General features: G+C 63.2%; 10 protein-coding genes. 4 read left to right on the top strand and 6 right to left on the bottom strand.

All coding sequences use genetic code 11. From position 1 onward, the window contains the following. Positions 1-51: 51 nt before the first annotated feature. The 3 genes from LB559_RS18000 to htpX form a co-directional block, all read right to left on the bottom strand. A complete protein-coding gene (locus LB559_RS18000; protein WP_224674632.1) occupies positions 52-1,776 on the bottom strand; it encodes a heparinase II/III family protein in 1,725 nt (574 codons plus the stop codon). Between the two features lie 147 nt (positions 1,777-1,923). Next, positions 1,924-3,351, bottom strand: a complete 1,428-nt coding sequence (locus tag LB559_RS17995) for an RsmB/NOP family class I SAM-dependent RNA methyltransferase (RefSeq protein ID WP_263499088.1) — start codon at positions 3,349-3,351, stop codon at positions 1,924-1,926. Next, the gene (htpX, locus tag LB559_RS17990; protein ID WP_024504208.1) at positions 3,309-4,328 is read right to left on the bottom strand and encodes a zinc metalloprotease HtpX; all 1,020 of its coding nucleotides are present in this window, start codon (positions 4,326-4,328) and stop codon (positions 3,309-3,311) included. Before htpX ends, LB559_RS17995 begins: the two co-directional genes overlap by 43 nt. 105 nt (positions 4,329-4,433) lie before the next feature. Here htpX and LB559_RS17985 point away from each other — a divergent pair, with 105 nt between their 5' ends. Next, on the top strand, positions 4,434-4,655 hold the full coding sequence (locus tag LB559_RS17985) for a DUF1674 domain-containing protein (protein WP_024504209.1): 222 nt from the start codon (positions 4,434-4,436) through the stop codon (positions 4,653-4,655). A gap of 7 nt (positions 4,656-4,662) precedes the next feature. Here the strand turns inward: LB559_RS17985 and LB559_RS17980 are convergent, their stop codons facing one another. After that, positions 4,663-5,328, bottom strand: a complete 666-nt coding sequence (locus LB559_RS17980) for an HAD-IA family hydrolase (RefSeq protein ID WP_063169463.1) — start codon at positions 5,326-5,328, stop codon at positions 4,663-4,665. A gap of 165 nt (positions 5,329-5,493) precedes the next feature. Here LB559_RS17980 and LB559_RS17975 point away from each other — a divergent pair, with 165 nt between their 5' ends. The 3 genes from LB559_RS17975 (at position 5,494) to LB559_RS17965 (ending at position 9,999) form a co-directional block, all read left to right on the top strand. Beyond that, entirely contained in the window at positions 5,494-6,363 is an 870-nt protein-coding gene (locus tag LB559_RS17975) for a transglutaminase-like domain-containing protein (RefSeq protein ID WP_013529017.1), read from the top strand. 524 nt (positions 6,364-6,887) lie between these two features. Continuing rightward, the gene (locus LB559_RS17970) at positions 6,888-8,366 is read left to right on the top strand and encodes a TadE/TadG family type IV pilus assembly protein (RefSeq protein WP_224674631.1); all 1,479 of its coding nucleotides are present in this window, start codon (positions 6,888-6,890) and stop codon (positions 8,364-8,366) included. Between the two features lie 364 nt (positions 8,367-8,730). Next, positions 8,731-9,999 (top strand): SAM-dependent methyltransferase, encoded by a 1,269-nt coding sequence (locus tag LB559_RS17965; protein WP_063169461.1) that lies wholly within the window; start codon positions 8,731-8,733, stop codon positions 9,997-9,999. A gap of 1 nt (position 10,000) precedes the next feature. Here LB559_RS17965 and LB559_RS17960 read toward each other — a convergent pair whose 3' ends face one another. Beyond that, positions 10,001-10,744, bottom strand: a complete 744-nt coding sequence (locus tag LB559_RS17960; RefSeq protein WP_063169460.1) for an MOSC domain-containing protein — start codon at positions 10,742-10,744, stop codon at positions 10,001-10,003. After that, a complete protein-coding gene (gene acs / locus LB559_RS17955; RefSeq protein ID WP_224674630.1) occupies positions 10,744-12,699 on the bottom strand; it encodes an acetate--CoA ligase in 1,956 nt (651 codons plus the stop codon). Before acs ends, LB559_RS17960 begins: the two co-directional genes overlap by 1 nt. Positions 12,700-12,888: the final 189 nt, after the last annotated feature.

Below are 12,888 nucleotides of genomic sequence, written 5' to 3'. Positions count from 1 at the left end.
CCCGCGCCCGTAGCACATGCCGCCCGGAAATCAAACCGGCGGTCAGGTAGGTCAGTTGTTTTCCGGATAACCGGCGATGCTGGTGCGGGTCAGCTGCCAGTGGACTTCGGCGATTTCCGAGGCCTTGAAGGCAAGCACGACCTGGCGGCTGCGGCGCGGGCCGCCAAGACCGGCGAAATAGATCGATTCCTCGACCTCCGGCACCACTTCGGCCGATGTGAACACCCAGGTGTCGGCCTGATCGGCGGCCAGCACCAGGCGGTCATGCTCGTCCTGCAAAAGGTTGACATCGGGATGAACGTGGAAGCGGACGGTGACGAAGTCGCGGCCATTGTTGCGGATCGCGGCACTGCCGGGGCGCTGGAAGCGGTCCCGGCCGGCCAGCACATTGCCGTTCGACGACAGCTTCAGCTCGCGCTCATGCAGGAAACCAAAGCGCGCGACATAGCCGTCATGGCGGGCGATGAAACCCTGAACGCCTTTCTGATCGGTGCGCTTGCACTGCACATGCTGCGGGCCGCCGATCAACGGCGAACCGAGCAGGTCGTTGACGCGCAACGAGTGGCTGAAGCGCGCCGACGAGGTGTCGTTGATGGTGGCGGTCGAGTGCGCGGCGGTGGCGCGCGCCAGCGGCCGGAATTCAGCCGCGCCGTAGGTGTCGATGCCGGCATTGACGATGTAGTGCTGGCGCCCGGACGACAGTTCGAAGGCAAGGCAGCTGGCATGTGCGGCATTGGACACGTCGACCGGCGGCGGCGGGCCGGTGTCGGCGATGACCGTGGTGCCGCCCATAGACAGGCGCTCATAGCCGGAATGCGGCGCATGCAGCAGCGGCGCGCCAGCGGTGTCGTCGTGGCGCAGGATGGTGGCGATGCGGTCGTGGATGGTGGCGCCCATGCCGTTGAAGCGGGCGAGGCTGCCATCCTGATGGCGGAAGAAGCGCAGCGCCGGCAGCATGCGGTCGATGGCGCCGATCAGCGCCTGCGGCGGCGTTTCCGCCTGGTTGGCATAGGTCTGGCGCAGCGGCAGAAGGTCGGCGAGGATTTCCAGGACGACCATCGGATTGCGCGAAATGTGCCCGCCATCGGCGAGGATCTGGCGGTCGAGTTCCTCGGCAAGGTTGCGGGTCGCGCCACGCAGCGCCGATGCCGGCGCCGGCAGGGACAAGGCAGCGAAGGCGAGCGCGATGCGGGCCCGCAGCCTGTCCTTGCCGTCGGGCATTTCGCGCGCCATCGACCTGAGATAGCGGATCTGCATGGCAACCGACTTCAGGAAGGCGCGGTAGAAAGGGAACTCGGCGCCCTGCAATACGACCGAGGAGTGCTGCAACCAGGCGATGATGCGCTTGGCCGTCGTGCCGGGCTCCCAGGCGATGCCGGAAATATGGCTGCCATGCATGGTGATCCAATCGGAGACCAGGGCGCGGGCATTGGCAGCGGCAAGCTCCGTGCCGGCAGCGCGCATATGGCGCAGCCAGCGAAAGCCGTGCAGCGTCTTCTGCCAGCCGTGATTGGGCACGTTGATCTGGAAAGGCGACTTGCCGCCGGTCTCGACCAGATGCCCCGACAGGGGATAGCGGCCGTAATAGATCTCGAGTGCGATCTGCGGGTCGGCGAGGCGCAGGTCCGGCGGTGCGATCAGCACACGTTCCGGCGTGCGGCCGGAATAGCGCCAGCGATAGACAGGCCCGGCGCGCAGGCGCCGGCGCGTTTTGCGCCAGAACTCCTTCGCGACAAGCGTCCACAGACGCGTCGTGCTGCTGGCAGCCAGTGCCAAAACCCCTCCTGATCGTCCTCTACCCCGGCGCCGAGTCTACATGATTGCACGATTCGTGCGAAGGCGAATTCCACGAGCCCGGGCCGGTTCACCTGCTTCTGCCGCCGGTCCTGCCTAAAAAAGGCAGCAAATCCGGCAGTTCAAGCCCTAGCCGGCTCGCCGCATGCGAGCGGCGAAGAAGCCGTCGAGGCCCGAGCGTTCCGGTGCGCCGAGGTCCAGGTCGGCGGGCGTGGTGCGCAGCGTGCCTTGCGGCGTCAGGAATGGATCGATGCCGGCGATCTCGCCTTGCAGCAGCGGATCATTGGTGATTTCAGGCGTGCCGGCGAGAAAGGCGCGACAGAGATCCTCGCCTTCGAGCGGATCGAGCGAACAGTTGGAAAAGACGATCCTGCCGCCGGGCTTCACCAGCGTCACAGTGCGGGCGAGCAGCCTGCGCTGCAGGTCGGCCAGTTTTTCCACATCGGCCGAAGTCTTGGTCCATGGCACGTCGGGATGCCGCCGCACCGTGCCGGTCGACGAGCAGGGTGCGTCGAGGAGAACGGCGTCGAACAATTCCTTCGGCTCGTATTTGAGCAGGTCGGCCTGGACGATCTCGGCGGACAGGCCGAGGCGGTCGAGATTCTGCGTCAGCCGCGCAAGCCGGTTTTTTGACGTGTCGATGGCGGTGACCTTCGCGCCGGCAACGATCAGCTGCGCGGTCTTGCCGCCGGGCGCGGCGCAGAGATCGGCAACCCGCAATCCCGTGACATCGCCGAACAGTCGGGCGGGCAGGCTGGCCGCGGCGTCCTGGACCCACCAGGCGCCCTCGGCAAAGCCAGGCAATTCGGTGACAGGACCGACAAGATTCTCGACCCGCACCGTGCCGGTCGGCAGGACGATGCCGCCGAGTTTTTCGGCCCAGAGTCCGGGATCGGCCTTGACCGAGAAGTCGACCGGCGCCTCAACGCGGTGCGCTTCGAGGATCTGTCTGGCCTTTTCGTTGCCGTAGGTAGTCTTCAGCCTGTCGGAAAACCATTTGGGCGCCTCGTCGGTGGCGGCAAGGGCGGCAGGCAATTCCGTTTCCTTGGCCCGTGCCAGTGTGCGCAGCACGCCATTGACGAGGCCGGAGAACCGCACCGTGCGCGGATCGGACTTGGCATGGGTCACCGCAATGTCGACGGCGGCGCTGTCGGGAATATCGAGGAACAGGATCTGTGCGGCCGCCACATGCAATATGTGCGACAGCGCCGTGGCATTGGGCGGCAGCGGCTTTTCCAGGCGCCGCGCCAAGAGCCCCGATATGGTCATGCGATAGCGCAGCGCGGTGACCAGAATGGCGCGGACAAGGCCGCGATCGCGCAAATCGAGCGCCTTGTATTGCGGGTGGCCGTTCTCGTGATCGGTCAGCCCGTCAAGCGGTGTCCTGGCATCGATGACGGCGGCAAGCAGGCGGGCCGCTGCCTTGCGCGCGGCGAGACCGGCGACGAAGTCGCCGCCGTCCCTGTGTTCCTGATCACCTGAAACCGTGCGTCGAGGTCCTCTGTCCGCCACGCTCACGACCACCGGCCCCTGGGGCCGGTCGGATTGCGACCCCATGGGTTGGATTTGGGCTTGGCGGGCTCCGCCGGCTGCTCGGGCCGTGCTGTCTGATCCCACGGGCCGGATGGCCGCAGTTCGTCCGCCTGGCGTGGCGTTGGGGCCTGGCGCGGTGCAGCCCGGGTTTCGCTGCCGGCCATGTCGCGCGCCATCGCCTGCAAGGCTGCAATGCGGTTCTCAGTGGCGGGGTGGGTGGAGAACAGGCTGTCCATGCGCTCGCCGTGAAGGGGATTGATGATGAAGAGATGCGCGGTCGCGGGATTGCGCTCGGCATCGGGGTTGCGGATGCGTTCGGCGCCGCGGGCGATCTTGTCAAGCGCCGATGCCAGCCAGAGCGGGTGTCCACAGATTTCGGCGCCACGTCGGTCGGCCTCGTATTCGCGGGTGCGGCTGACCGCCATCTGCACGACCATCGCGGCAAAGGGCGCTACGATCATCGCCGCCAGCACGCCGACAAAGCCGAACGGATTGTTGTCGCGATTGCCACTGAAAAAAAAGGCGAAATTGCCGAGCATCGAAATGGCACCGGCAAAGGTGGCGACGATCGTCATGGTCAGCGTGTCGCGGTGCTGCACATGGGCGAGTTCGTGCGCCATGACGGCTGCGACCTCTTCAGGCGTCAGCGCCTGCAACAGGCCGGTGGAGGCAGCGACCGCCGCGTTCTGCGGGTTGCGGCCGGTGGCAAAGGCGTTCGGCTGCGGATTGTCGATCAGGTAGGTCTTCGGCATGGGCAGGCCGGCCTGTTTGGCGAGCGACTGGACGATGGCGTAATATTCGGGCGCGTTCTTCTCGTCGACCTCGACGGCACGGTTCATCGACAGCACCATCTTGTCGGCATTCCAGTAGCTGAACAGATTGGTGCCGGCGGCGATCAGCAGCGCGATCATCATGCCGCCGGTTCCGCCGATCAAAAAGCCGACGCCCATGAACAGCGCAGTCATCGCGGCAAGAAGCATGGCGGTGCGAAGTGTGTTCATCGTCTGCTCCTGTCCAGGTGATAGCGAAAAGGGGTCGATCCGCTTCGTCTCATCGCTATATGATGGGAAACACCAGTTCCCGTTTCAATCCGCTGGAAATATCGCATGAACGACGAAGCCAGTAAAACCGATGCCGAGCTTGCCCATGATGTCGAGCCAAAGGCGCTGACGCCGGAAGCCAGACGTGCGCTCGCGGAAGCCGAAGCAAGGCGTGTAAAGTACCTGGAAAAGGAAGCCTCGGCGCCGAAGGAAATCGGCGGCCGCGGCGGCAAGGAGCCCGGCCGCTACGGCGACTGGGAGGTAAAGGGCCTGACCAGCGATTTCTAGACGCGGCCTAGGCGGCGTTGCGCTGCGGCTCGAGCGCGATCCAGCCACGCTCGTCGACGGTGATGCCCACCATGTCGTAGCCCGCGATCGCGGCGTGTTGCGTTGGCAAGGGGTGCTTGTGCGTGGCGCTGATGACCATGACCGCCGCGCCCGCCGCTTCGGCTGCCGCTATGCCGGCCGGGGCATCCTCGAACACGAGGCAGTCGCGCGCGTCGAAGCCGAGCCGTTCCGCGCCAAGCCGGAAGCAATCGGGCGCCGGCTTGCCGCGGGAGACATCTTCCGCTGCGACGATGACGGCCGGGACGGGGATGCCCGCGGCCTTCATGCGCAACAGCGCCAGCTCACGTGGGGCGGAGGTTACGATCGCCCAGCGTTCGGGCGGCAGCGAATCGAGAAATGCCACGGCGCCGGCGATCTGGATAATGCCTTCGAGATCGGCCGCCTCGGCCTTCAGCAGCAGATCAGCCTCGTGTGCCGGGTCGACGCCCGGCAGCGCCAGGCCGGTGATGGTCTCGATCGCGCGTACGCCATGGATCGTCGGCAGGAAGGCAGCGACGTCGAGGCCCTGGCGGCGTGCCCAATCGCTCCACACCCGTTCCGCCGAGGCGATGGAATTGATGAGCGTGCCGTCCATGTCGAAGAGGAAGGCCGCGAATTTTCTGCTTGAATACATGATTTTCCTTGAGTCCGGGGAGCGCTGGTGGGGTTGCCGAACCTAACGTCTCGACCGCGGCAGGGGAAGACACGGGGTGGGCTTTTCGATCGGCCCAGGGAACCACGGTATCCTCCGGGCGTTTGGGAAGGACTGCTTCTCACAAGATCGAAGGGGGGACCAACGATGCTGATCCGGCTCGGCTATGAAATCGCCATCGAATGCGTAGCCGCCACGCCGGTGATTTCAGTGCTCGAGATCCATCGGGACAGGCAGGCTGATATCAAGCGGCAGACGCGGGTGCTGACCTCGCCCGCGGTGCCGACAAGGCTGTACCACGATCTGCATGGCAATGCCTGCCGGCGCTTCACAGCGCCCGCCGGTGGTTTTCGCATCCTGTACGACGCGGTCGTCGAGGACAGCGGCGAGACGGACGAGGTAAACACGCTGGCCAGGGAAGTGCCGGTGGCGGACCTGCCGGACGAAGTTCTCGGTTATCTCCTGGGCAGCCGCTATTGCGAGACGGATCATCTGAGCAGCCTGGCCTGGCAGCTCTTCGGCGACATTCCGTCCGGCTGGGCGCGCGTGCAGGCGATCGTCGACTATGTCCACAACCGGCTGTCGTTCGGCTATGGCTATGCGCGCTCGACCCGCACGGCGGCTCAGGCGCATGAGGAACGCGTCGGGGTCTGCCGCGACTTCGCTCATCTGGCGATCACGCTTTGCCGCTGCATGAATATTCCGGCACGCTATGTGAACGGCTATCTCGGTGATATCGGCGTGCCAGCCGATCCGGCACCGATGGACTTTTCGGCGTGGCTGGAAGTGTTCCTCGACGGCAAATGGTACACGTTCGATCCTCGCCACAACACGCCAAGAATCGGCCGCATCGTCATCGCCCGCGGCCGCGACGCCACCGACGTGCCGCTGCTGCATAGTTTCGGCGCCCACCGGCTCAGCCTGTTCAAGGTATGGACCTATGAACAGGAAGGCAATCTGTTCAACCCGCCCTACCACGGTATCGACAGGACCGTCGGCGCACAGATGCTGGCCTAAAGGTATGTCGATTCAGGTGAGGCCGGTCTGCAAATGACGGCTTTCTGAGCTTCCGGTGCTCACGGACCAAATGTCCGCTCCGCTCCGGTTCTCGAAAGCCATCATTTTCGACTTGGCCTTACCTGAATCTCAACACCCCCTTGAGGCGCGGCCAAAAGCGGCCCTGGTTTTCAAACGTGATGGCGCTTTGGTCTTTCGACGGCCGGAGGCGTTGGATCCGATCATTTCGCGCCCTGCAGTCTCGGGACAACTGGCCCGCTTCGGCACACGGACCCTGTCCCGCAACAGGACGTCATCGGGATTCCGTGATTGCTTCGTCTTGAGCATGGTAACCGGCTCGTAAACGCAGCCGCGGCCGCGCCTTTCTGTTTACCAGTCATTCACCTTTGCGGAGCTTGAAGCCGAACAAAAACAATGATTTGGCGGCAAGCGGCCGGCCTTCTACCAGCCAGCGGCGTCATCCGGCGGGAATCCTGCATTGCCCTGTCCGCGGCGACGAGGCCGAGGCGAATGGAGGCTGTAGGATGCGGAATTACGGGGGTCTTGTTCACGCGGTCGGCGGGTTCGCCAGGGATCGCGGTGGAAATTTCGCAATCCTGTTCGGCCTCAGCGCCTCGGTCTTGGCGCTGGCTGTTGGCTTCTCGGTCAACGTATCGCAGCTCTACAATGCCAGATCGAGCCTCCAAGGCGTCGTCGACGCCGCGGTCACATCGACGGCACGCGACCTAACGACCGGCGCCATCAAGGAAGCCGATGCCAACAAATCGGTGCAGGCCTTTCTCGACGCCAACAGCCAGGCAGGCATTCTGCAGGCCGACCAGATCGTACTCGACAAGCTGATCGTCAACAGGACTGCCAAGACGGTCCAGGCCGACGCCCATGTCGATGTCGGGCTGTATTTCCCGATTTTTGGCACGGGCGACATGAAACGCGTCGCCGCCTCCACGACGGCGCTCTATTCGGACAAGACCGTAGAAGTGGCGATGATGCTCGACATAACGGGGTCGATGGCCAAGCGCGGCAAGGTCGACAAAATCGGCGATCTGAAAACAGCTGCAAAAAACGCCGTCCAGACGATGCTGCAGAAACAGGATCCGCAGAACCCCCGCATCCGCGTCGCGATTGTGCCTTATGCATCTGGCGTCAACGCCGGCAAGCTGGCGGAAAACATCTATGCCGAGAAGCAAAGCAGCTCTGAACTCCCACCCATCGCCGGCAGTCCGCTTGTCGTCGCCAAGACGGGCAAAAATCTGCTGCCGTCCTTCAGCGACTACATCTCCATTGTCGGCGCGGCGATGCCACGCCCCGACAATTGCGCCACCGAGCGCAAGGACAAGAACGGCAACGCGGATATGAGCGCCGACGGCCCGGATACTGTTCGCACCGACGGGAACGGCAAGAAATACTATGCTCTGGTCAACCGGGACGATCATCTCGGTAACGGGGACATGAACAGGTGCCCTGATGCCAAAGTGATCCCGCTGACCGCCGATTCCGATGCCTTGCTTGAATCGATCGAGGACTTCCGGGCCAATGGGTTTACGGCCGGCGCGATCGCCATTCAGTGGACCTATTATATGCTGTCGCCGCAATGGCGCACTGCGATCAGGAATGCCGGTCTTGGCAAGGGTGCCTCGGATGCCGATCCGAAGAAGATCGCCAAGGTCGCGATCCTGATGACCGATGGCCAGTTCAATACCGCCTTCGCCGGTGCTGGGGACAGCTACAACAGGCAGGGCACCCTTGCGCGCGGCAACGCCGAAACGCTGTGCGACAACATGAAAAACGACGGCATCGAGATTTTCACCATCGGCTTCGATCTGGACGACAAGGATATGTCGACAACCGAGCGGGATCAGGCAAAGGCGGTGCTGAAGGATTGTTCGTCGAAAGATACCTCCGCCGCCAAGAGGCATTTCTTCGACGTGTCCACCGGAGCCGAATTGGACGACGCCTTTCAGGAAATCATTCGCAACACTGAAAAGGTCGCATTGACCCAGTAGTCTAGTCCGCAAACGGAAAAGGCCGCCGCTTCTTTCGAAGCTGGCGGCCTTCCGTGTTTCCGTCCGTGGCGCGGCCCATGGCGATGACCTATCAGGTCAGCCGCCGCGCATTTCGCGCCTTAACGGGAAGACTGCTTCCCGAAAGTGCAATCCGCTGAGGCCACGTTCTGGAAAACGAAATCACTCGACATCGGATCACCTCCTTTCGATTTGTTGAACACATACTCATGATGGGGTGCATTGCAGCAAAAGACAAGGTGCAGGTCTGAAATTAACCAAGGGGCGGGCCTGGTGCGGGCCGGCTTGCGATTGCCAGGCCGACCGGGCAAACTTCTGCCCCTGAGCCAGCATTCGGAGGAATCGCATGGAGGCAGCCGAAAAGGCCGCTCGCATCGTTCGAACGGTGATCGAAACATTGAAGCCGGGTTTTGCGGTCAGGCTGTGGACCGGGGAGCGGATAGGCCCCGCCACTGGTCCGGTGCTCACCATCAACGACCAGGACATCGTCTGGCAGATCGTGAAGCGACCGTCCCTGTCGACGCTGATCGAGATGTGGATTTCCAAGACCATCGACATCGAAGACGGGACGATCTTCGATTTTTATGCCCTGCCGTCGCAAGGCAAGCTCAGAACCAAGCTCAAGTCGCTGCCGAAAATGGCGATCCTGCGCGACCTGCCTTCCGTGCTTTTGGCACGCAAGCAGATGAGCGCGCGGACCGATCTGTCGGGGCGCAATCCCTATGTCAGCGGTTCGAGCCAGGAGGCGATCCAGCATCACTATGACATCTCGAACGCCTTCTACCGGCTCTTTCTCGACGAGCGCATGGTCTATAGCTGCGGCTACTTCAAGGATTTCGCCAATGGCATCGACGAGGCCCAGGTCGACAAGCTCGACCACATCTGCCGCAAGCTCCGGCTGAAACCGGGCGAACGACTGCTCGACATCGGTTGCGGCTGGGGCGCCATGCTGATCCATGCGGCGAAGAACTACGGCGTCGTCGGCCACGGTGTGTCGCTGTCGCAGGCGCAGACCGAGCTGGCCCGCGAACGCATTCGCGCCGAGGGGCTGGAGGACCGCATCACCATCGAGATCAAATCCTATGCGGAACTCACCGGCAGCTTCGACAAGATCTCGTCGATCGGCATGTTCGAACATCTCGGGCTCGCCAACCATGCGACTTATTTCAAGACCATTCATCGCCTGCTGAAGCCGGGCGGCATCTATCTGCACCACGCCATCACCCGGCGCAGCAAGGGCGACATCAAGAAGACCTTGCGCAAGGGGCCGGAGTTCAAGGCGCTGCTCAAATACATTTTTCCCGGCGGCGAACTCGACACCATCGGCATGACAACAGGCAATCTCGAGGCGCATGGTTTTCTCGTCTACGATGTCGAGAACCTGCGCGAGCACTATGCCCGCACCTGCAGGCTGTGGGCCGAGCGGCTGCAGGCCCGCTTCGATGAGGCAATCGCCGAGGTGGGCGAGGCCAGGGCGCGGCTATGGCTGCTTTACCTGACGGGCTGTTCGATCACCTTCGAGCGCGCATCGGCACAGATTTTCCAGACCGTCGTGACCAAGCGCGCGCGCGGTCCAAGCGGCCTGCCGCCGACACGGGCGGATCTGTATCGATAGCTTACAGGAAGCGCATCGCGTCGCCGACTTCGACGCGCGCCGGCCGGTCGACCGTGCAATAGACGCCGAGATTGTGGGCGTTGTGGCGGACCAGGTTGCGCAGGATCGCCGGATCATGGTCGAAGCCATCCTGGGCGACGATGGTGAAACCGCAGCGGCGGCAGGGTTCCGAGATGGTCAGCAGGAGATCGCCGACGGCAAGCTTGCGGCCGATCCATTCCGTTTCGGGAAACGAGCCTTCGATGGCCGCCATGTCGACAACGATGTTGGGGCGGAAGCGGCGCGGGTCGGCGACCCCTTCCGGGTGCAATGCTTTCAGGCGTGCCAGCGAAGCCGTGGTCAACAGATGAATCGGCGCCTTGCGGTAGCGCTCCGCGGTCAGCGGGCCGGAATAGTCGGGCCCGGCATTCTCGCGGCGAAACGGACGGAGCGAGGCCTCGAAGCCGAGATAGGCCGACACCGCGCGGTCGCTCTCGATGCTTGGCGCGGCCAGCCAGTCGCCCTCGGGAACGGCAATCTCGAGTTCCAGGGTCGGCGACAGCCGGGTGCGGATGCGCGGCACCTTGTGCCATTTCGCGTCGCGGTCCGGTCGTGCGATCTCGTTGTCGGACACGTCGACAAGGCCGAACAGGCGGTCGCCGTCGATGCTCTCGACGTCGACCGAGATTGTTTTCAGGCGCTCGCCGGCAAGCGAACTCGCCGGATAGCGCCAGAGTTCGCTGACAGTGCCCAGCGCGGCCTGCATCAGCTCTTCTTGTTCTGCCGGTTGGCGACCAGATCATCGACGACGGCCGGGTCGGCCAGCGTCGAGGTGTCACCCAGGGCAGAAAAATCGTCCTCGGCGATCTTGCGCAGGATGCGACGCATGATCTTGCCGGAACGCGTCTTCGGCAGGCCCGGCGCGAACTGGATCTTGTCGGGCGAAGCGATGGCGCCGATCTCCTTGCGGACATGGGCAACAAGCTCCTTGCGCAGCTCTTCGGTCGGTTCGGCACCCTTCATCAAGGTGACGTAGCTGTAGATGCCCTGGCCCTTGATGTCGTGCGGATAGCCCACGACCGCGGCCTCGGAAACCTTATCATGGCTGACCAGCGCCGATTCGACTTCGGCCGTGCCCATGCGGTGGCCGGAGACGTTGATGACGTCGTCGACGCGGCCGGTGATCCAGTAATAGCCGTCGGCGTCGCGGCGGCAGCCGTCACCGGTGAAGTACTTGCCCTTGTAGGTCGAAAAATAGGTCTGCACGAAGCGGTCGTGATCGCCATAGACGGTGCGCATCTGGCCCGGCCAGGAATCTGTGATGCACAGATTGCCGTCGGCCGCACCTTCCAGCACCTTGCCCTCGCCGTCGACCAGCTGCGGCTTGATGCCGAAGAAAGGCCGCGTCGCCGAACCCGCCTTGAGGTCGGTCGCACCTGGCAGCGGCGTGATCAGGATGCCGCCGGTCTCGGTCTGCCACCAGGTGTCGACGATCGGCACCTTGCCGTTGCCGACGACGTTGAAATACCACTCCCAGGCTTCCGGGTTGATCGGCTCGCCGACCGAACCCAGCACGCGCAGCGATTTGCGCGACGTCTTCTTCACGTGCGCATCGCCGGCGCCCATCAGCGCGCGCAACGCCGTCGGCGCGGTGTAGAAGATATTGACCTTGTGCTTGTCGATGACTTCCCAGAAGCGCGACTGCGACGGATAGTTCGGCACGCCTTCGAACATCAGCGTGGTGGCGCCGTTGGCGAGCGGGCCGTAGACGATGTAGCTGTGGCCGGTTACCCAGCCGACATCGGCGGTGCACCAGTAGATGTCGCCGTCATGGTAGTCGAAGACATATTGGTGGGTCATCGAGACGTAGACGAGATAGCCGGCGGTGGTGTGCAGCACGCCCTTCGGCTTGCCGGTCGAACCCGACGTGTAGAGAATGAACAGCGGGTCCTCGGCCTTCATCTTCTCGGGCTTGCATTCGGCTTTCATCGTCGCGATCTCGTCGTGATACCAGACGTCGCGGCCTGAAACCCAGCCGGTCTTGCCGCCGGTGCGGCGCACGACCACCACCTTTTCGACTTTCGTTCCGGCTTTCGCGGCGATCTCGATCGCCCTGTCGGTGTTTTCCTTCAAAGGGATCGGCTTGCCGCCGCGCAGGCCTTCGTCAGCCGTGATAACGAAGGTCGACTTGCAGTCGTCGATGCGGCCGGCCAGCGCATCCGGCGAGAAACCGCCGAAGACGATCGAATGGACGGCGCCGATGCGCGTGCAGGCCAGCATCGCATAGGCGGCTTCCGGGATCATCGGCATGTAGATGGTGACTCGATCGCCTTTCTTGACGCCGTGTTTCTTCATCACATTGGCGAGCCGGCAGACATGCTCGTAGAGCTCGTTATAGGTGACCTTCTTGTCGTCGTAGGGATTGTCGCCTTCCCAGATGATGGCGGTCTGGTTGCCGCGCTTCTTCAGATGCCGGTCGATGCAGTTGTAGGAAACGTTGGTCAGTCCGTCCTCGAACCATTTAATCGAGACCTTGCCGTCGAAGGAGGTGTTCTTGACCTTGCTGAACGGCTTGAACCAGTCGATGCGCTTGCCGTGCTTGCCCCAGAATTTGTCCGGGTTCTTGACGCTGTCGGCATACCATTTCAGGTAGGAGTCATTGTCGATCAGCGCGTTTTTCTTCCACGCCGGCTGGACGCGATGGACATGAACCTCGGACATTCCTGACTTTCCTCCCGAACCAATCGCCGGCTTGAAATGCCGGCGGGATCGCGGCGACACGGCCGCGAATTCGGCGGCATTATTACCAGTTCCGCCGTTACGGCAACATTAGACGTTGGATTCGCGCGGCGGGATGCCGCAGGGGGCTTCTCCAAGGCTGTCAGCACTCGAAGAGGTGCGCTGCTAACT

Origin of the sequence: Mesorhizobium sp. BR1-1-3 (assembly GCF_020165455.1) — a bacterium.
Taxonomy (GTDB): Bacteria; Pseudomonadota; Alphaproteobacteria; order Rhizobiales; family Rhizobiaceae; genus Mesorhizobium; species Mesorhizobium ciceri.
This window is presented reverse-complemented; position numbering and strand designations above follow the sequence as displayed.

What these genes read in the sequence shown, in the direction of transcription:
- LB559_RS17980 (WP_063169463.1), bottom strand. Translation starts at nt 5,328, where the DNA reads ATGTATTCAAGCAGAAAATTCGCGGCCTTCCTCTTCGACATGGACGGC.
- acs (WP_224674630.1), bottom strand. Translation starts at nt 12,699, where the DNA reads ATGTCCGAGGTTCATGTCCATCGCGTCCAGCCGGCGTGGAAGAAAAAC.
- LB559_RS17975 (WP_013529017.1), top strand. Translation starts at nt 5,494, where the DNA reads ATGCTGATCCGGCTCGGCTATGAAATCGCCATCGAATGCGTAGCCGCC.
- LB559_RS17995 (WP_263499088.1), bottom strand. Translation starts at nt 3,351, where the DNA reads ATGGGGTCGCAATCCGACCGGCCCCAGGGGCCGGTGGTCGTGAGCGTG.
- htpX (WP_024504208.1), bottom strand. Translation starts at nt 4,328, where the DNA reads ATGAACACACTTCGCACCGCCATGCTTCTTGCCGCGATGACTGCGCTG.
- LB559_RS17985 (WP_024504209.1), top strand. Translation starts at nt 4,434, where the DNA reads ATGAACGACGAAGCCAGTAAAACCGATGCCGAGCTTGCCCATGATGTC.
- LB559_RS17970 (WP_224674631.1), top strand. Translation starts at nt 6,888, where the DNA reads ATGCGGAATTACGGGGGTCTTGTTCACGCGGTCGGCGGGTTCGCCAGG.
- LB559_RS17960 (WP_063169460.1), bottom strand. Translation starts at nt 10,744, where the DNA reads ATGCAGGCCGCGCTGGGCACTGTCAGCGAACTCTGGCGCTATCCGGCG.
- LB559_RS17965 (WP_063169461.1), top strand. Translation starts at nt 8,731, where the DNA reads ATGGAGGCAGCCGAAAAGGCCGCTCGCATCGTTCGAACGGTGATCGAA.